The sequence below is a fragment of the Pseudomonas sp. P9_35 genome (genome assembly GCF_034008205.1).
GTDB lineage: Bacteria > Pseudomonadota > Gammaproteobacteria > Pseudomonadales > Pseudomonadaceae > Aquipseudomonas > Aquipseudomonas kilonensis.
Map to the genome: position 1 here is coordinate 318,641 of NZ_CP125373.1, position 17,691 is coordinate 336,331.

17 protein-coding genes are annotated in these 17,691 nt (G+C 61.4%); 5 read left to right on the top strand and 12 right to left on the bottom strand.

Annotated features, from left to right (window positions below; all coding sequences use genetic code 11):
- Positions 1 to 3: 3 nt before the first annotated feature.
- Together QMK47_RS01380 and QMK47_RS01385 are read right to left on the bottom strand one after the other, a co-directional pair.
- Positions 4 to 597, bottom strand: coding sequence for a hypothetical protein (locus QMK47_RS01380; RefSeq protein ID WP_028237726.1), 594 nt, complete (start codon positions 595 to 597; stop codon positions 4 to 6).
- Positions 563 to 1,300: an SURF1 family protein gene (locus QMK47_RS01385; protein ID WP_320389708.1), complete on the bottom strand. Its 738-nt coding sequence runs from the start codon at positions 1,298 to 1,300 to the stop codon at positions 563 to 565. Before QMK47_RS01385 ends, QMK47_RS01380 begins: the two co-directional genes overlap by 35 nt.
- A gap of 70 nt (positions 1,301 to 1,370) precedes the next feature.
- Between QMK47_RS01385 and QMK47_RS01390 the strand changes: the two genes are divergently transcribed.
- Positions 1,371 to 1,574 carry a twin transmembrane helix small protein gene (locus tag QMK47_RS01390; RefSeq protein WP_003196325.1) on the top strand — a complete coding sequence of 68 codons (204 nt, stop codon included), beginning with the start codon at positions 1,371 to 1,373 and terminating at the stop codon, positions 1,572 to 1,574.
- A gap of 8 nt (positions 1,575 to 1,582) precedes the next feature.
- Here the strand turns inward: QMK47_RS01390 and QMK47_RS01395 are convergent, their stop codons facing one another.
- From QMK47_RS01395 to coxB, 4 genes are all read right to left on the bottom strand, one after another.
- A complete protein-coding gene (locus QMK47_RS01395; RefSeq protein WP_214511186.1) occupies positions 1,583 to 2,470 on the bottom strand; it encodes a cytochrome c oxidase subunit 3 in 888 nt (295 codons plus the stop codon).
- Positions 2,471 to 2,494: 24 nt separating this feature from the next.
- On the bottom strand, positions 2,495 to 3,046 hold the full coding sequence (locus QMK47_RS01400; protein WP_013691983.1) for a cytochrome c oxidase assembly protein: 552 nt from the start codon (positions 3,044 to 3,046) through the stop codon (positions 2,495 to 2,497).
- A gap of 121 nt (positions 3,047 to 3,167) precedes the next feature.
- A complete protein-coding gene (gene ctaD, locus QMK47_RS01405) occupies positions 3,168 to 4,760 on the bottom strand; it encodes a cytochrome c oxidase subunit I (protein WP_003196332.1) in 1,593 nt (530 codons plus the stop codon).
- An 82-nt stretch (positions 4,761 to 4,842) separates the two neighbouring features.
- A complete protein-coding gene (gene coxB / locus QMK47_RS01410) occupies positions 4,843 to 5,970 on the bottom strand; it encodes a cytochrome c oxidase subunit II (protein WP_214511187.1) in 1,128 nt (375 codons plus the stop codon).
- Positions 5,971 to 6,343: 373 nt separating this feature from the next.
- Between coxB and QMK47_RS01415 the strand changes: the two genes are divergently transcribed.
- Positions 6,344 to 6,994, top strand: a complete 651-nt coding sequence (locus QMK47_RS01415; RefSeq protein ID WP_320389709.1) for a hypothetical protein — start codon at positions 6,344 to 6,346, stop codon at positions 6,992 to 6,994.
- A gap of 118 nt (positions 6,995 to 7,112) precedes the next feature.
- On the opposite strand, the gene QMK47_RS01420 is transcribed toward QMK47_RS01415, so the two are convergent.
- The 3 genes from QMK47_RS01420 to QMK47_RS01430 all read right to left on the bottom strand — a co-directional run bounded on the left by QMK47_RS01420 (position 7,113) and on the right by QMK47_RS01430 (position 10,722).
- Positions 7,113 to 8,639: a SulP family inorganic anion transporter gene (locus QMK47_RS01420; protein WP_258690126.1), complete on the bottom strand. Its 1,527-nt coding sequence runs from the start codon at positions 8,637 to 8,639 to the stop codon at positions 7,113 to 7,115.
- 88 nt (positions 8,640 to 8,727) lie between these two features.
- Positions 8,728 to 9,459 carry a carbonic anhydrase gene (locus QMK47_RS01425; RefSeq protein ID WP_018600861.1) on the bottom strand — a complete coding sequence of 244 codons (732 nt, stop codon included), beginning with the start codon at positions 9,457 to 9,459 and terminating at the stop codon, positions 8,728 to 8,730.
- 204 nt (positions 9,460 to 9,663) lie between these two features.
- Positions 9,664 to 10,722, bottom strand: a complete 1,059-nt coding sequence (locus QMK47_RS01430) for a PA0069 family radical SAM protein (RefSeq protein WP_003196342.1) — start codon at positions 10,720 to 10,722, stop codon at positions 9,664 to 9,666.
- Positions 10,723 to 10,904: 182 nt separating this feature from the next.
- Between QMK47_RS01430 and QMK47_RS01435 the strand changes: the two genes are divergently transcribed.
- Positions 10,905 to 11,585, top strand: a complete 681-nt coding sequence (locus QMK47_RS01435) for a tyrosine-protein phosphatase (protein ID WP_258691282.1) — start codon at positions 10,905 to 10,907, stop codon at positions 11,583 to 11,585.
- Here the strand turns inward: QMK47_RS01435 and QMK47_RS01440 are convergent.
- From QMK47_RS01440 to prlC, 3 genes are all read right to left on the bottom strand, one after another.
- Entirely contained in the window at positions 11,561 to 13,399 is a 1,839-nt protein-coding gene (locus QMK47_RS01440) for a M3 family metallopeptidase (RefSeq protein WP_320389710.1), read from the bottom strand. The two genes, QMK47_RS01435 and QMK47_RS01440, sit on opposite strands and share 25 nt — an antisense overlap.
- Positions 13,400 to 13,692: 293 nt before the next feature.
- On the bottom strand, positions 13,693 to 13,971 hold the full coding sequence (locus tag QMK47_RS01445; protein WP_018600854.1) for a YheV family putative zinc ribbon protein: 279 nt from the start codon (positions 13,969 to 13,971) through the stop codon (positions 13,693 to 13,695).
- Positions 13,968 to 16,046, bottom strand: a complete 2,079-nt coding sequence (prlC, locus tag QMK47_RS01450) for an oligopeptidase A (RefSeq protein WP_320389711.1) — start codon at positions 16,044 to 16,046, stop codon at positions 13,968 to 13,970. The genes QMK47_RS01445 and prlC overlap by 4 nt, the downstream gene beginning before the upstream one ends.
- A gap of 72 nt (positions 16,047 to 16,118) precedes the next feature.
- Here prlC and QMK47_RS01455 point away from each other — a divergent pair, with 72 nt between their 5' ends.
- Entirely contained in the window at positions 16,119 to 16,664 is a 546-nt protein-coding gene (locus QMK47_RS01455) for a gamma carbonic anhydrase family protein (protein ID WP_024617709.1), read from the top strand.
- Positions 16,665 to 16,745: 81 nt separating this feature from the next.
- Positions 16,746 to 17,396 carry an HAD family hydrolase gene (locus QMK47_RS01460; protein WP_253470696.1) on the top strand — a complete coding sequence of 217 codons (651 nt, stop codon included), beginning with the start codon at positions 16,746 to 16,748 and terminating at the stop codon, positions 17,394 to 17,396.
- Positions 17,397 to 17,691: the final 295 nt, after the last annotated feature.

Below are 17,691 nucleotides of genomic sequence, written 5' to 3' on the forward strand. Positions count from 1 at the left end.
CCCTCATCCGATGTTCGACAGTTTCAGCAGGTGACGCAGGTCGTTGAGCAGGTCCTTGCCCTTGACCCGGGCGTCGTAGCGCAGCACCAGGTTGCTGTGGGGATCGATGATCCACAGTTGCGCGCCGCCGGAGCCTTGGGCGCCTTTCTGATAGGCCGGCAGGTCCAGTGGGTAGCGTTGCAATTGCGGGTATTCGCGCTGCAATTGTCCGTCATATTCAGCGTCCAGCGGTTGCGCGATAGCCAAGGCGTGGCTGGCGCGGGAGGCGTCGCGGCCAAGGCCGATCTGCACCTGCCGGGCGAGGTACACCAGTTGCCGGCAATCCACCGAGCATTCCTGCGGTGCGGTGACGAGGATCTGCCAGCGCTGTTCATCGGCCTGTACGCCAATCTCGGCGCGGGTCTGGCCGTTGCCGATCAGTTCGCCGTGGTAGCTGCGGCTGTCGGGCACCCAGAACTGGAATTTGTACATGCCGGTGGCCAGGATCATCGGGCCGACCACCCCGAGCACGATCAGCAGCAGTTGCAGGCGTCCCTTGCGACGGTTGGGCGCTACGGGCGCCTCAGACGTGTTGGTTGGATTCATGGTGTTTCCCATGGTGTCTCCCTGCGTTGTGCCATCCGAGATAAAGGAACAGGCCGAACAGTGCCGCCGCCATGGCGAACCACTGCACGGCATAGCCGAGGTGTTTTTCCGGACCCATGGCGACCACCGGCCAATCGGTCCGGTAGGCGTCGGGGCCGCTTTGTTGGCGTAATTCATAGGTGAAGCCGCTGCGGCCCAGTTCGGCCCAGAGCTTGTCCGGTTCGATGGTGGTGACCAGTCGCGGCCACGGGGCGCCGGCCGGGTCGGCGTGAAGCTGGAAGGTCGCGCCCGGGGCGACGTAGACCCAGGCCTGGAGGCTCACCGGTTGTTCCGGCGTGTTGAAGACCGGCGGGGTGCGCCGGTCAGGCCAGGGCAACCAGCCGCGATTGACCAGCAGCCACAGACCGGTGCGGTGGTCGAGGAACGGTTGCAGCAACTCGATGCCGACCTTGCCGTCGTGCTGGCGGTTATCCAGCAGGATGCTGTGCTCGGCGTCGAACTGGCCTTGCAGCGTGACCGGTCGAAAGGCCGGATCGGCGGTGTGCGCAAGCTCAGTGCTGTCCATCGGCGGCGCCACGCGGCGCTCGGCGTAATTTTCCATGAGCACGCGCTTCTGTTCGCCGCGGCTCAATTGCCAGAACCCCAGGCACACCATCACGGGCACCAGCACGGCCACCACCAGTGACGGCACGAGGCCTGGCCGGAAGCCTTTCATGGCGCCGTCCGAAAGCCGTCGAACGGGATAGCTATACTCACGTGCATCGCGTCCCCCCGGAGTGTCCCTAATGCTAAAAGCAGCCATCGTCCTGATGCTGATTGCCACGGTTGTCAGCCTGTTCAGCGGTCTGTTTTTTCTGGTCAAGGACGACAGCAATTCCAATCGCCTGGTCATCGCCCTGGCGATCCGGGTCAGCCTGGCCGCCGTCACCGTCGGCTTGATCGCCTGGGGTTTTTTCAGCGGCCAGTTGGTGTCCCACGCGCCCTGGTAGCGTTTGCCTCAGAGCACGTAGACGAAGACGAACAAGCCGATCCACACCACATCGACGAAGTGCCAGTACCAGCTCGCCGCCTCGAAGCCGAACTGATGCTCGTTGTCGAAGTGCCCGCGCATGATCCGCATCAGCATGACGAACAGGATGATCGTGCCGATGGTGACGTGGGCGCCGTGGAAACCGGTGAGCATGAAGAAGGTCGCGCCATAGACGCCGGAGCCCAGGGTCAGGCCCAGTTCCTTGTAGGCGTGCATGTATTCTTCGGCCTGGAAGCCCAGGAAGGCGCAACCCAGCAGCACGGTGATCGCCAGCCAGAGTTTCAGCGCGCCGCGATGGCCTTTTTTCAGGGCATGGTGGGCGATGGTGACGGTGACGCTGGAACTGACCAGCAGCACGGTATTGAGCAACGGTAAGCCCCAGGGGCTGATGACTTCCTTGGGCGCCGGGAAGAGTTTCGGGTCGGGGTTGTTCAGCAACGGCCAGGCGAACTCGAAGCTCGGCCAGAGCATGTGTGACAGGCCCTTGGTACCTTCACCCGCCAGGCCTGGCGCCGAGATGTTGCGCACATAGAACAGCGCACCGAAGAAGGCGATGAAGAACATCACTTCGGAAAAGATGAACCAGCTCATGCCCCAGCGGAACGAGCGGTCGAGTTGTGCGCTGTACAGCCCGGCGCGGCTTTCCTTGACCACCGCACCGAACCAGCCGAACAGCATGTAGGCCACCAGCAGGCCGCCAACGAAAAAGATCAGCGGGCCATGGGATTCCGGGCGCGCCGCCTTCAGGTCGTTGAACCAGGTCGCCAGGCCATACACCGTGACGAACATCCCGACCGTGGCGATGATCGGCCATTTGCTCTGGGCCGGAACGTAATAGTGTTCGTGAGTTGCCATTTATTGTTCTCCTTATCGGGCACGCTATCGGTCAGTGTTTAGAGCCACCGGTGGATGACGAGCGGTGATATCGAACAGCGTGTAGGACAGCGTCAGGTGCTTCACTTCCTTGGGCATGTCCCGGTCGACGATGAAGCGCATGGGCATTTCGATGCGTTCGCCGGGTTGCAGCACTTGCTGGGTAAAACAAAAACATTCGGTCTTGTGGAAATACGCCGCGGCAGTGCTGGGCGAGATACTCGGAACCGCCTGGGCGCTCATTGGCCGGTTGGTGGGGTTGTGGGCGACGAACACCATCTCGTTCACCGCCCCCGGCTTGACCACCAGTTGGTCGCCCTTGGGGTAGAAATCCCAGACCATGTCCACCGCGTTGGTCGACAGGAACTGCACCCGCACCTGGCGGGACTCATCGACGGTCTGCTCGCCCTCGTACTGCCCGCCGGTCTTGCCGTTGATGCCGAACGCCTTGCACATCACGTCGTAGATCGGCACCAGGGCAAACCCGAAGATGAACATGGCCACCACCACCAGCAGCAGGCGGGTGACCAGTTTCTTCATCGAAATCGAATCAGCCATGATTTCCAGTCCCTACCCAGAACCCTGTGGGAGCGAGCTTGCTCGCGATAGCGACGACTCGGTGTGTCAGAGACACCGCTATCGCGAGCAAGCTCGCTCCCACACAGGCGCCATGTGTCATCTATTTCACTTCCGGCGGCGTAGTGAAGGTGTGATACGGCGCCGGCGAAGGCACGCTCCACTCCAACCCTTCGGCACCATCCCACGGCTTGGCCGGTGCGGGCGGGCCGCCACGGATGGTCTTGATCACGATGAACAGGAAGAAGATCTGCGTGGTGCCGAACATGAACGCGCCGATGGACGAGACCATGTTGAAGTCGGCGAACTGCAGGTTGTAGTCGGGAATCCGCCGGGGCATGCCCGCCAGGCCGACGAAGTGCATCGGGAAGAACGCCATGTTCATCCCGACGAACGACAGCCAGAAGTGCAGCTTGCCGAGGGTTTCGTCATACATGTGGCCGGTCCATTTCGGCAGCCAGTAGTAGGCCGAGGCGAAGATCCCGAAGATCGCGCCGGGCACCAGCACGTAGTGGAAGTGCGCGACCACGAAGTAGGTGTCCTGGTACTGGAAGTCCGCCGGGGCGATGGCCAGCATCAGCCCGGAGAAACCACCGATGGAAAACAGGATCACGAAGGCCACGGCAAACAGCATCGGCGTCTCGAAGGTCAGCGAGCCTTGCCACATGGTGCTGGCCCAGTTGAACACCTTCACCCCGGTGGGCACGGCGATCAGCAGGGTCGCGTACATGAAGAACAACTCGCCCACCAGCGGAATGCCGACCACGAACATGTGGTGCGCCCAGACGATGAACGACAGGAACGCAATGGCCGCCGTGGCGTAGACCATCGAGGTGTAGCCGAACAACGGCTTGCGCGAGAACGCCGGGATGATCGAGCTGACGGCACCGAAGGCCGGCAGGATCATGATGTACACCTCGGGGTGGCCGAAGAACCAGAACACGTGCTGGAACAGCACCGGGTCACCGCCGCCGGCGGCACTGAAGAAGCTGGTGCCGAAGTGGATGTCCATCAGCATCATCGTCACGCAGCCGGCCAGCACCGGCATCACCGCGATCAGCAGGAACGCGGTGATCAGCCAGGTCCAGACGAACAGCGGCATTTTCATCAGGGTCATGCCGGGGGCACGCAGGTTGAGGATGGTGGCGATCACGTTGATCGCGCCCATGATCGAGCTGATGCCCATCAGGTGGATGGCGAAGATGAAGAACGTCACGCTTTCCGGCGCATAGGTGGTGGACAGCGGGGCGTAGAAGGTCCAACCGAAGTTGGGCCCGCCACCGGCTGTGAACAACGTCGACACCAGCAGCAGGAACGCGGCCGGCAACAGCCAGAAGCTGAAGTTGTTCATGCGCGGCAGGGCCATGTCCGGCGCGCCGATCATCAACGGGATCATCCAGTTGGCCAGGCCGACGAACGCCGGCATCACCGCGCCGAAGACCATCACCAGGCCATGCATGGTGGTCATCTGGTTGAAGAACGCCGGCTCCACGATCTGCAGGCCGGGCTGGAACAGCTCGGCGCGGATCACCATGGCGAACGAGCCGCCCAACAGGAACATGGAGAACGCGAACCACAGGTACAGCGTGCCGATATCCTTGTGGTTGGTGGTCAGTACCCAGCGCATCAGGCCCTTGGCGGGGCCATGGGCGTGGTCGGCGCCGGCATGACCGTGGTCATCGATCACAGCACTCATGTCCTGTCTCCTTCGAACGAGTGGGCTGGACGGCCCGGGGCGGTGAGCCCCGACCGGTTGCGGGAACGAACGTCAGGCCGGCTCATTTGCTTTCTGCCTGTTTGAGTTCCAGCACTTCTTTAGGCGTAACCATGTCGCCCTTGTTGTTGCCCCAGGCGTTGCGTTCATAGGTCACGACTGCGGCGATATCGACTTCCGACAACTGTTTGCCGAACGCGGCCATGGCGGTGCCGGGTTTGCCGTGGTAGACGAGGCTCAGGTGATCAGCCTTGGGCCCGGTGGCGATTTTCGAGCCCTTGAGGGCCGGGAACATCGGCGGCAAGCCCTGGCCTTCGGCCTGGTGACAGGCCACGCAGGTGGTGTGGTAGATCTTGTCGCCACGTTCCTTGAGCTCGTCCAGGGTCCATTCCTTGCTGGTCAGCTCTTTAAGCTGCGCGGCTTCGGCCTTGCGTTCGCCCAGCCACTTTTCGTAGTCGGGCTTGCTCTTGACCTCCACCACGATCGGCATGAAACCGTGGTCCTTGCCGCACAGCTCGGCGCACTGGCCACGGTACAGGCCGGGCTTGTCGACGCGGGTCCAGGCTTCGTTGACGAACCCTGGGATCGCATCGCGCTTGACCGCGAAGGCCGGCACCCACCAGGAGTGGATCACGTCGGCGGAGGTCACCAGAAAGCGCACCTTGGCATCGACCGGCAGCACCAGCGGCTTGTCGACCTCCAGCAGGTAGTGCTCGCCCTTGGCGCTCTGGTTATGAATTTGTTCGGCGGGGGTCGCCAGGTTGCTGAAGAACTCGACGTCCTGGCCCAGGTACTTGTAGTGCCACTTCCATTGATAGCCAGTGACCTGGATATCGATGTCCGACTCGCTGGAGTCGTACATCTTGATCAGGGTGGCGGTGGCAGGAATCGCCATCAGCACCAGGATCACGAAGGGCACGATGGTCCAGAGGATTTCGACGCGGGTGTTTTCGTGGAAATGCGCGGCATTTTGGCCGGTTGAGCGGCGGTGCATCATCATCGACCAGAACATGGCGCCGAAGACAATGATGCCGATGACCACACAGATCCAGAAAATGGTCATGTGCAGGTCGAACACTGCATTGCTGATCTGTGTCGCTCCAGGCGCCATATTCACAGTCCAGGCCGCTTGTGCCTGACTGAAAATCGACCACAACAGGAGGCCCATCCATACGTGTGGATGTCGCGTCATTGCGGGTTCCCCTTATCGTTCTTGTTATCCCGTAGGCGTAAAGCCTGCGGCAAGGGATCGGCTATTCAGACTGCTTAATTGACTCGCCGCGCCTTGCTGCACATGCAATCGGGTGTCATCAGCTAACTCCATTCCAACCCGAGTATAGACAGCACCTGCAACCTCGCAACGCGATGGCGTAAATCGTTTGAAACAGCCGGGGCTTGCGCTAGAGCCCACGAATGGAGAAGGATGCGAACCTGAGTGATGGCAAACCGATATAACTGTGCTGTAGCAAGGAAGGGGCGGTTATGAAAATTAGGTCTTAGGAGTGTTTTTGCGCCAGCTAAGTTATGTCTTCCCTATTTCATTGCCTTTGTTTCCTGGAGTTTTCATGAACACCGCCGCATTGCGCGAGCAGATCCAAAAAGCCCAACAACACGAGGCCGAGACCGGCCAATTGACCCGCCAGCTGGAGGCCCAGTTACCGCATCTGCACGCCGCGATCCAATTGCCAGACATCGACGCGAAGGGCGTCATGACCCGTTTTGTCACCGCTTACATCGAACAAGTGCCAGACCTGCTGGACGCCGCCAACGAAGTGGCCCGCGAAGCCGGGATCGAATCGCAGATCAAGCCGGTACTGAAAATCGCCGAACAGTTTTTCCTCCAGCCACCCAAGCTGATGGAAGGCCACGTCGGTCTGGACAGCCTGTTGGATGAAGCCTACCTGGCCCATCGGCTGGTGGAGGAGGTCAACGACCTGTACATCAAGCATTTCAGCCAACCGCTGATCCCGCTGGACATGACGGTCGCCAACCTGATCGCTCACCATTTGATCGGCGAACCGTTCGCCAACCAGCTGGATGAAGCCGTGCATCACGCCGTGGACGAAATGCTCAACGAAGACAGCTTTGCGCTGGAGTCGGTGGAGTCTTACCGGGAGAAACTCGGCAGCCCGGACACGGGCGCTGCCTGGAAGCGCTGGCCGTGCCTGTCGCGCCAGCTGGGCGTTGGGTTGGAGCTGGATCAGCCAGCGGCTTGATCAACCCCCACCCCTGTGGGAGCGAGCTTGCTCGCGATTGCATTGGATCAGCCACATCGCAGGTGGCTGATACACCGCTATCGCGAGCAAGCTCGCTCCCACATTTGGACTTGAGGTGTCAGGCTGAGGCGGCACCAACCCCTACCGTGGTACGCAAGCGCCCTTCCAGCCGGCGCTTGAGCCCGCGGGATTCGATCAGCAGCTTCGAACCCTTGCTGGCATTCGCCCGGCCCCATTCTTCCAGTAGCTCCAGGCACGAGTGATCGATGTAGCTCAGGTTATTGAGCGGCACATGCACGGTCGCGCCTGTCGGTATGCTGCCCAGCACCTGGGTCAGCGCCGGCACCTTGAGGAAGGTCGCGGCCCCGACCAGTCGCAGTTCCATCTCGCCTTCCTGGGGCAGGTCGATCAGGCTGATTTTCAGCCGTGAGGCTTTCCAGGCCAGTTTCGCCAGGGTCAGGCCGAAGCCGATCAGCACACCGGTCAGCAGGTCGGTGAAGATGATCGCCAACGCCGTTGCGGCGTAGGTGAACATCGGCATCCGGCCATAGCGGCCCAGGCTGCGAAACGCCTTGAGGTCCACCAGTTTGAAACCGGTGTACACCAACACCCCCGCCAGGCTCGCCACCGGAATGCTTTGCAGCACGCTGGACAGCAATAGCACGAAGAGCAACAACCACAGGCCGTGGAAAATCGTCGACATCCGGGTGGTGGCCCCGGCCTGGACGTTGGCCGAACTGCGCACGATCACCCCAGTCATCGGCAGGGCGCCGAGCAGGCCGCAGAGCATGTTGCCGATACCTTGCGCCGACAGTTCCCGGTCGAAGTCCGCACGATCACCGCTGTGCATGCGGTCCACGGCGGCCGCCGACAACAGGGTTTCGGCGCTGGCAATGAAGGCGACCGCGAACGCGGCGACCAGCAGCGTCGGGTCGGCCAGGTTCAGCAGGTCCGCCGGACGCAGCCAATCAATCGCTTCGGCGAGGTTCTCCGGGACTTCCACGCGCTTGACCTGCAAGGCCAGCAGCAGGCTGGCGACGGTCGTCAGGCCCACGCCCAGCAAGGCGCCGGGAACGAAGCGCAGGCTGTGGGGACGAAACTTCTCCCACAACCACATCACCGCAATCGTCGACAAACCGAGCAAGCCGGCCTGCCAGCCGAAGGACGGCAAGGCCTGGGCCACCGCCGCGGGGAACGCCGCGAGGTTATCCAGCCCTGACGGCTTGGGCGCCGCGTCGAGCATCACATGGACCTGGGACAACACGATCAGCACGCCAATACCCGCGAGCATCCCGTACACCACCGCCGGCGCGGTGACCCGGAACCAGCAGCCGAGGCGAAAGCGCCCGGCCAACAATTGCAGCAGACCGGCCAGCAACAGGATCGGCCCGAGCATGGCCACGCCATGCTCGCGCACCAATTCGAAGACCAGCACCGCCAACCCGGCGGCCGGGCCACTGACTTGCAGCTTGGAACCGGCCAGGAAACCCACCACCAGGCCACCGATGATGCCGGTGATCAGGCCTTTGGCCGGTGGCAGGCCGGACGCGATGGCAATGCCCATGCACAAGGGCAGCGCCACCAGAAACACCACCACCGAAGCCAATAGCTCCCGTGGCAGAACAGCTTTTAATTGAGCACGCATGGCGACTCTCCCGAAGTTTTCTTCAGGCATGGCAAGGCCCTACCGCGCAAATGCCGGCAAGGCTTGAACCACACAAGTTTAGGAGTGGTTAGAAGCGCGCTTTGGGCGTCGCCACCGGTATCGGATGGCTGCCATCGAGCGGCAGGAAGCGTCCCTGGTCCGCGTCATAGGCTTTGATCTCGCTGGTCTCGATGTTGTACACCCAGCCATGGATGAACAACTGACCATTGGCCATGCGCGATGCGACCGAGGGATGCGTTCGCAAATGCTGCAACTGCGCGATTACGTTCTCTTCGGTGAGGATCGACATGGTCTGTTTTTCGTCGCCACACGGACAGTTGTCGTGGACCATGGTCTTGGCCACTTCGGCGTGGCGCAGCCAGGCCTTGACCGTGGGCATTTTTTCCAGGGTGTCCGGGTTGAGCACGGCACGCATGGCGCCGCAATCGGAATGGCCGCAGACGATGATGTGCTGCACGCCGAGGGCCAGTACGGCGTATTCGATGGCGGTGGAGACGCCGCCGTTCATTTGCCCATAAGGTGGAACGACGTTGCCGACGTTACGGGTCACGAACAGGTCGCCGGGGGAACTATGGGTGATCAACTCGGGCACGATGCGCGAATCGGCGCAGGTGATGAACATCGCCCGGGGCGTCTGGGCGGTGGCGAGTTTCTTGAAGAGTTCTTCCTGTTGCGGAAAGATCTCGTGATGGAAATGCAAAAAGCCGTCAACAATATGCTGCAGCGCTGCATCGGCGGTTTCCGCCTGGGGTTGGGCTGAAGCCGACGCAGCCAACGGCTGTTTATCCTTGTCACTCATGATTCATCCTCTTTTTGACGGTATGACGCCAGTGGCTGGTTAAAAACATCCAGGTCGACATGTCCGACCCATCAGTCACTCGCTGAACAAGGTAGCGGCCGAAACTTAACTCAAACTGAAATCGAAGGCTCTAGAACAATGATTACAGGGGTGGCAAAACACTGGCGCAGCTCATGCCCAGCGCTGTTCCAAGGTCAACTTTAATCAAATCAAGGACATCTGTCGGCCCGGCGGACAGAAGGCATCGCAATCAAGATTGTATCCGTCGCGACGCTCAAGCCCCAAGCGCTTGAGGGCCTTGGCGAAACGCTGGGCCAGCAGGTCGGCGAACGGGCCTTCACCGCGCATCCGCGCACCGAAGCGGCTGTCATACAGTTCGCCGCCGCGGCTCTGGCGCACCAGGCTCAGCACGTGGGCGGCGCGCTGCGGGTAGTGCGCCTGCAACCACTCCTCGAACAGCGGCGCGACTTCCAGCGGCAGGCGCAGCATGACGTAGGCGGCATTCTGCGCGCCGGCGGCGTGGGCTTCGGTCAGCAGGCTCTCGATCTCGCTGTCATTGATCATCGGGATCATCGGTGCACACAGCACCCCCACGGCAATGCCCGCCTCGCGCATGACCTTGATCGCCCGCAACCGCGCCTTGGGCGCCGCCGCGCGGGGTTCGAGAATACGCTTGAGCTCATCGTCCAGGGTGGTGAGGCTGATCATCACGTGCACCAGGCGTTGTTGCGCCAGCTCGGTCAGCAGGTCCAGGTCGCGCAGGATCAGCGATCCCTTGGTGACGATGGTCACCGGATGCCGATAGCGCAGCAGCACCTCGAGAATCCTGCGGGTGATCCGCTGTTCGCGTTCGATAGGTTGATAGGGATCGGTGTTGGACCCCAGTGCGATTGGCGCGCATTGATAGCCGCGCCGGGACAATTGCTCTTCCAGCACATCGGCGGCATTGGTCTTGGCGATCAGCTTCGTTTCGAAATCCAGCCCCGGCGACATGTCCCAATAGGCATGGCTGGGCCGCGCATAGCAGTAGATGCAGCCGTGTTCGCAGCCTCGGTACGGGTTGATCGAGCGATCGAAGGGGATATCGGACGAGGTGTTGCGGGTAATGATGGTCTTGGCCATTTCGATGCGAACTTCGGTGCCCTGGGTCGGCGGGACTTCCTGATACCAGCCGTCATCTTCGGCCACCGAGCGACTCGGGGCGAAGCGGTTGTGCGGGTTGGTCGCGGTGCCGCGGCCGCGAGGCGGAAGAGAAGCTGACATGGGAGTACTCCGAAAGCTGTATGTGCATACAGTATTCGTTGCCTTCGATTAAGGCCAGTGCCATTCAGCAGCCCGAATCCTCGATCATCGTTCACAACGCTTTGACATTCTCCTCACAGGCTTTTAACCGCAGCGAGCCGACACTGAGCCTCTTGTATCTCTCCATTTTCGGTCGTCCGTGCATGCTCAAGCTCTGTTCCCGTTCACTGCTGTGCCTGGCCTTGCTCATCGGGCTGGCCGAGATCCCCGCCCAAGCGGCCGATGCCCCTGACGCGAGGCCCGCGGAATGGGCGCAGCCGGTGGAAAAGGACTACAACCTCTACCAGATGTCACCGACGCTCTATCGCAGCTCCCTGCCGGATGGCGGAGCGTTGCCCTTGTTGAGCAAACTCAGGATCGGCACGGTCATCACCTTCCTGCCGGAGTCGGACAAGCGTTGGCTGTCCACCCCCGGCATCGAGCAAGTGCAGTTGCCCTATCGCACCAATCATGTCGATGACAGCGATATCCTCAGGGCTTTGCGCGCCGTCCAGGCGGCCGAAGCCAAGGGGCCGGTGCTGATGCACTGCAAGCACGGCTCGGACCGCACCGGCCTGGTCGCCGCCATGTACCGGGTGGTGGTGCAGGGGTGGAGCAAAGAAGATGCCTTGAACGAAATGACCGAAGGGGGCTTCGGTGACAGTCATCACTTCAAGGACGGGGTGCGTTACATGATGCAGGCCGATGTCGACAAACTCCGCGTGGCGCTGGCGAATGGCGATTGCAGCACCAGCGTCTTTGCCCTTTGCTCCCTGGAAAGCTGGGTCAATTCAACGACCCCGGCGCGTCACCTTGACCCTCAAGCGCTGGTTCCAGCACGGTGATCGGTTGCGTGTAAAAAAGCCTCGATGGATTCGGACAGCGGTCGTGAATCGCCCCGCTCGAATATCGTTTCACGCAACGCCCTGCCGGTTTCCCTATCGAATAAGCCGTTGCGCTTGAATCGTTCGAATACGGCCCTGGCCAGGCTCGTGGACCAAAGGTAGGTATAAATCCCGGCGGCGTAGCCTGTGACCATGTAATCCAGGCCATTGGGCCAGCGTTCGTGCATGAACATCGGTAAGTGGCCTACTTTTGCACGCACTTGCTCGAATACTTGCTGGGCGGTACGACCGTCACCGTGGCTGTGGTGCAGTTCCATGTCGAATAACGCATCGCGTATCTGCCCCGCAATGCCCCAACTGGTTTGGGTCTGTAGATAGACCCTCAACTGATCGCCGACTTTGTCCGGCAACGGTGCTCCGGTTTGGTGGTGCTTCGATATCCGGATGAGGAATTCTTTGGCGGTGCACCACTGTTCGAACAACACGCCAGCGAATTCGGCCGCGTCCCGGCTGAGCGCGGTGATGCCCGAGACGTCGCGGTATTCAACCCGGCTTAACACATGGTGCAGACAGTGCCCTAATTCGTGGAAGAGCACTCGCAGTTGCCGATAATCCAGCAACAGGGGGGTGGTGCTGGAACCGCGCGGCAACCAGCCATGCAGCACCGCGATGGGATAACGCGGCCGGCCCTCGGCGGTGATGCGGCGGTTTCGCAGGGTAGTGGTATTGGGAAAGCCATTCTGATCCGCATATTCGAAGGGATCGAAATAAAAGTAGCCGAGGGTTTCGCCCCCCTCCCGGACTTCGAAAAGACGCACCTGCGGATGCCAGCTCGTCACGTCCTGGCGTTCGATGAAGTCCACGCCAAACAGATCCGTGGCGATCAGCAGCAGCTGGGCAAAAGTCGGTTCCAGTGCGAACCAGGCGCTGACGTCCTGCTCCGAGATACCGGCCGTTTGCCGACGAAGTTTTTCGGCCAGGTACTGCACATTCCAGGGCGTTAATTCGTTGACATGTTGCGTCTTGGCAAACGCCTCCAGTTGCTTCGCATCTTCGGCAAACACGGTTTCCTGTTGGTCTAGCTGCCCTTGCAAGAACGTCATGACGTCTTCTGGCGACTGCGCTTGCTCTGGCTCGACTGCCATCTGCGCATAGCTTGAATAGCCCAGCAGTTTGGCGAGTGCATACCGATCCCTGAGCAATTGGCGCAGCACTTCGCCGTTGTCGTAAACCCCGGCCTGCGGCCCTTGATCCGATGCACGGGTGCTATAGGCAGCGTACATTTGCTTGCGCAAGACAGGATCGTCGGCGTAACGGGTGACGATGCGAAACGACTCGTCGTTGAGGGTCAGCAGCCAGCCTGTGCCGCCCTTTTCACGGGCTTGCTCGGCCATGAGCTGCTTGAAGGATGACGGCAGGCCACTCAGTTGGGCTTCATCATGGAGTATTTTGCTCCACGCTTTGTTCGCTGCGTGCAAGTGCTCAAGGAACAAGGTCTGGGCGCCTTGGATACGTAGCTTCAGGTCATTGAGCTTCTCCGGTGACGGCGATCCCATTCCATTCTGGCGCAACCGCCGCAGGATTTTTGCCAGCGTTCGTTTTCGCACGGGGGAGAAATGCAGGGCGATCTGGCTGTTCGCCAAGCGTTGGTAAAGCTGAAACAGTTCGGGATGTTGCATCAGCGATCGCTGGAAATCTTGCAGCCGTTGTTGGCAATCGTCCGAAACCTGTCCCCAGGCATCATCAATCCTGGTCGACGCCATGAGTTCCAATACAAAGCCGAAGCTTTTCAGGCGTGCGTGGATTTCATCCATCGCCAACACCAGGTCATCCCACGTAGGGTACGGTGTCTGGGTCTTGATGATCTCGGCGACTTTGGCACGGCTTTCGGCAATGATCTGGTCTAGCGCGGGAGAGAAGTGTTCGACGCGGATGTTTGAAAAAGGTGGCAGGACATAGGCCTGCAAGAGGGGAGCATAAGGGCGGTACATGGAGGCTTCCTGTCAGTCTGGACGTGTCAGGCCAGTCTGATGAGGAATGCATGAGGCGCTGCGGTACATATGTAACGCTTCCGGGCCGGGCGGCCCGGAAGGTGATGCCAAAGATGTCAGTCGGTTTTTTTCTTCAGCTTCGGGTTGGGGAAAAACTGCACCGCCTGGACCTTGGCGTCCGGCGCCTTGAGCGCCGAGGTATTGACCCGGGTACCCAATTCCTTGGGCACCGACAGGCCTTGCTCGTTGAGTGTGTCGGAATAACCGCAGGCCACGCATTCACGGTGGGGCACGCCGTCTTCGTTCCACATCATCAATTTGTCCGGCTCGCTGCAGGCCGGGCAGACCGCCCCGGCGATAAAGCGTCGCTTGGTAATCACAGGTCCCTCACTCATGCTGCCGCGTCCTCGGTCAGGCCGCTGTGGCGCAAGAGTGCGTCAATCGACGGCTCACGGCCACGGAAGTCGACGAACAGCACCATCGGCTCCTGCGAGCCGCCACGGGCCAGGATGGCTTCACGGAAGGCACGCCCGGTGTCGGCGTTGAGCACGCCGTCTTCTTCGAACTTGGAGAACGCGTCGGCCGACAACACTTCCGCCCATTTGTAGCTGTAGTAGCCCGCCGCATAACCGCCGGCGAAGATGTGGGCGAAGCTGTTGGGGAAGCGGTTGTAGGCCGGTGGACGCATGACCGAGACTTCGTCGCGCACGCCTTCGAGCACTTGCAGCACACTGCGGCCATCGCCGTGGGTGGCGTGCAGCTCGAAGTCGAACAGCGAGAACTCCAACTGGCGGACCATCATCAGGCCGGACTGGAAGTTTTTCGCCGCGAGCATTTTCTCCAGCAGGTCCTGGGGCAGGGGCTCGCCGGTTTCGTAGTGGCCGGAAATCAGCGCCAGGCCTTCGGGCTCCCAGCACCAGTTTTCCATGAACTGGCTCGGCAGCTCCACGGCATCCCAGGCCACGCCGTTGATGCCGGACACGCCAGCATGTTCGACACGGGTCAGCAGGTGGTGCAGGCCATGGCCGAATTCGTGGAACAGGGTGGTGACTTCATCGTGGGTCAGCAGCGCCGGCTTGCCGCTGTCGGCCGGGGTGAAGTTGCACACCAGGTTGGCGACCGGGCTTTGCAGGACGCCTTCGAAGGTGCGACGACGGTCGCGGGCGCCATCCATCCAGGCCCCGCCGCGCTTGTTGGCGCGGGCGTAGAGGTCGAAGAAGAAGCGGCCGACGTGTTGGCCGTTTTCCTTGATTTCGAACAGGCGCACGTCCGGGTGCCAGGTGTCGAAGCCTTTCAGTTCGGCGATCTCGATGCCGTAGAGGCGTTGCACGATGGCGAACAGGCCGCCCAGTACCTTGTCGATCGGGAAGTACGCACGCAGGGCTTCCTGGGCCACGCTGTAACGCTGCTGGCGCAGTTTTTCACCGTAGAAACCGCTGTCCCAGCTTTGCAGGTCGGGGCAGCCCTGTTCGGCGGCGAAGGCTTTGAGCTGTTCCAGGTCCAGGGCGGCGAACGGTTTGCTGCGCTTGGCCAGGTCCCGCAGGAAACTGAGGACCTGATCGCTGGATTCGGCCATCTTGGTCGCCAGGCTCAACTCGGCGAAGTTGGCGAAACCGAGCAATTGGGCCAGTTCCTGACGCAGGTCGAGGATCTGTTCCATCACCGGGCCGTTGTCGTTCTGGCCGGCATTCGGGCCCTGGTCCGACGCGCGGGTGCAGTAGGCGGCGTAGACTTCTTCACGCAGGGCGCGGTCTTCGGCGTAGGTCATCACCGCGTAATAGCTGGGGAATTCCAGGTTGATCAGCCAGCCGTCCAGCTCCTTGGCCTGGGCGGCCGCGGCCATTTGCGCCTTGGCCGAGTCGGTCAGGCCGGCGAGGGTGGCCTCAAGGGTGACGTGCTTGGTCCAGGCCTGGGTCGCGTCCAGCAATTGATTGGAGAAGCGGCTGCCCAGCTCGGACAGTTTGCTCTGCACTTCGGCGTAGCGCTTCTGCTGCTCCGGCGGCAGGTCGATACCCGACAGGCGGAAGTCACGCAGGGAATGTTCCAGGATGGTTTTCTGCGCCACGTCGAAACCCGCGGCTTCAGGGCTGCTCGCCAGGGCTTCGAAGGCCTGGAACAGCTCGCGGTTCTGGCCCAGCTCGGTGGAGTAGGCACTCAATGCCGGCAGGCAGGCCTCGTAGGCTTCGCGCAGTTCAGGGCTGTTGCGCACGGCGTTCAAATGGCTGACCGGGCTCCAGGCGGCGCCCAGGCGATCATTGAGCTCGTCCATCGCCAATACCAGGCCGGCCCAGGTAGGCTGCTGGACTTGGGTCTTGAGGAGCTCGGCGATGGCGGCACGGTTGTCGGCCAGGATCTGCTCGATGGCCGGTTGCACGTGCTCGGCACGGATCGCCGAGAATGGCGGCAGGTCATAGGGCTGCAAAAGAGGGTTGTTCACGCTCACGGTCGACACCTTGGCTGGAAGAAACATGGGCCCATCTTAATTACAATCGACGTTCACCGCAGCTAGCAGCGCCTATCACCGGATAAGAGAGAGCCTATCGTGACCCTTCGCACGTACCAGAACCACAGCCCGCGGCTAGCCCGGGGCGCTTTTGTCGACAGCACCGCGGTGGTGATCGGCGACGTCGAAATCGGCGAAGACAGCTCCGTCTGGCCGCTGACGGTCATTCGCGGCGACATGCACCGCATCCGCATCGGTGCGCGTACCAGTGTCCAGGATGGTTGCGTGCTGCACATCACCCACGCCGGGCCGTTCAATCCCGAGGGTTTCCCGTTGCTGATCGGCGATGACGTGACCATCGCCCACAAGGTCATGCTCCATGGCTGCTCCGTGGGCAGCCGGATCCTGATCGGCATGGGCAGCATCGTCATGGACGGCGCGGTGGTCGAAGATGATGTGATCATCGGTGCCGGCAGCCTGGTACCGCCGGGCAAGCGCCTGGAAAGCGGCTTTTTATATGTGGGCAGCCCGGTGAAGCAGGCCAGGCCGCTGACGGACAAGGAGCGCGCCTTCTTCACCTACAGCGCGGCGAACTACGTGAAGCTCAAGGACCTGCACCTGGCTGAAGGCTACGACCAGCCCTGATGAGGTTCATCGTGGCGAGGGAGCTTGCTCCCGCTTGAGTGCGAAGCACTCACAATTCAGTGATATTGCCCAGGAACAGCCATGCACTACCAGACTGTACTCTTCGACCTCGACGGCACCCTCACCGACCCCCGCGAGGGCATCACCCGTTCGATCCAGTTCGCCTTGAGCAAACTGGGCATCGACGAGCCCGACCTGACCCGCCTCGAGCATTTCATCGGTCCGCCGCTGTTGCAGGCCTTCATGCAGTTTTACGACTTCGATGAAGCGAAGGCCTGGGAGGCGGTGAATTTCTATCGCGAACGCTTCAAGGTCACCGGCCTATACGAAAATCGCGTCTTCGACGGCGTGATGCCACTGCTGGAAACCTTGGGCGGCCAGGGGCGCCAGTTGTACATCGCCACCTCCAAACCTTGGGTGTTCGCCCGGGAAATCGCCCGCCACTTCGACTTCGCCCGGCACTTCAAAGTGATCTACGGCAGCGAACTGGACGGCACCCGCACCAACAAAATCGAGCTGATCGCCCACCTGCTGGCCGAAGAAGGCCTCGACCCGGCCACCACCCTGATGATCGGCGACCGCAAACACGACCTGATCGGCGCCCGCAGCAACGGCCTGGATGCGGCGGCGGTGGGGTATGGGTTTGGCAGCCATGAAGAACTCAGCGCCGAGGGCCCGGCGTATCACTTCGAGACGGTGGATGCGTTGCATCAGGCGTTTTTGCGGCGCTGACTGGATTGCCATCGCGAGCAAGCTCGCTCCCACAGGGGATGGGCGGTGGATACCCATACTGTGAGCACCGCGGAACAATGTGGGAGCGAGCTTGCTCGCGATAGCGGCCGCGCAGACGCCCCCTGCCTCAAGGCACACACTTGTGGCGAGGGAGCTTGCTCCCGCTGGGTGGCGAAGCCGCCCCAAGCAGGTTGACGCACTTCTCCAGACAAACTGCGTCAGCCGGTTTACGACGGCTGCGCCGCCGAGCGGGAGCAAGCTCCCTCGCCACAGGTGTAACCATGTTCCGGTCCCG

Excerpts from the sequence above, each read along its gene's own strand:
- QMK47_RS01400 (WP_013691983.1), bottom strand. The coding sequence starts at position 3,046 with ATGGCTGATTCGATTTCGATGAAGAAACTGGTCACCCGCCTGCTGCTG.
- QMK47_RS01385 (WP_320389708.1), bottom strand. The coding sequence starts at position 1,300 with ATGAAAGGCTTCCGGCCAGGCCTCGTGCCGTCACTGGTGGTGGCCGTG.
- QMK47_RS01395 (WP_214511186.1), bottom strand. The coding sequence starts at position 2,470 with ATGGCAACTCACGAACACTATTACGTTCCGGCCCAGAGCAAATGGCCG.
- prlC (WP_320389711.1), bottom strand. The coding sequence starts at position 16,046 with ATGTTTCTTCCAGCCAAGGTGTCGACCGTGAGCGTGAACAACCCTCTT.
- QMK47_RS01420 (WP_258690126.1), bottom strand. The coding sequence starts at position 8,639 with ATGCGTGCTCAATTAAAAGCTGTTCTGCCACGGGAGCTATTGGCTTCG.
- QMK47_RS01435 (WP_258691282.1), top strand. The coding sequence starts at position 10,905 with ATGCTCAAGCTCTGTTCCCGTTCACTGCTGTGCCTGGCCTTGCTCATC.
- QMK47_RS01430 (WP_003196342.1), bottom strand. The coding sequence starts at position 10,722 with ATGTCAGCTTCTCTTCCGCCTCGCGGCCGCGGCACCGCGACCAACCCG.
- ctaD (WP_003196332.1), bottom strand. The coding sequence starts at position 4,760 with ATGAGTGCTGTGATCGATGACCACGGTCATGCCGGCGCCGACCACGCC.
- QMK47_RS01415 (WP_320389709.1), top strand. The coding sequence starts at position 6,344 with ATGAACACCGCCGCATTGCGCGAGCAGATCCAAAAAGCCCAACAACAC.
- QMK47_RS01390 (WP_003196325.1), top strand. The coding sequence starts at position 1,371 with ATGCTAAAAGCAGCCATCGTCCTGATGCTGATTGCCACGGTTGTCAGC.
- QMK47_RS01460 (WP_253470696.1), top strand. The coding sequence starts at position 16,746 with ATGCACTACCAGACTGTACTCTTCGACCTCGACGGCACCCTCACCGAC.
- coxB (WP_214511187.1), bottom strand. The coding sequence starts at position 5,970 with ATGACGCGACATCCACACGTATGGATGGGCCTCCTGTTGTGGTCGATT.
- QMK47_RS01380 (WP_028237726.1), bottom strand. The coding sequence starts at position 597 with ATGGGAAACACCATGAATCCAACCAACACGTCTGAGGCGCCCGTAGCG.
- QMK47_RS01440 (WP_320389710.1), bottom strand. The coding sequence starts at position 13,399 with ATGGATGAAATCCACGCACGCCTGAAAAGCTTCGGCTTTGTATTGGAA.
- QMK47_RS01445 (WP_018600854.1), bottom strand. The coding sequence starts at position 13,971 with ATGAGTGAGGGACCTGTGATTACCAAGCGACGCTTTATCGCCGGGGCG.
- QMK47_RS01425 (WP_018600861.1), bottom strand. The coding sequence starts at position 9,459 with ATGAGTGACAAGGATAAACAGCCGTTGGCTGCGTCGGCTTCAGCCCAA.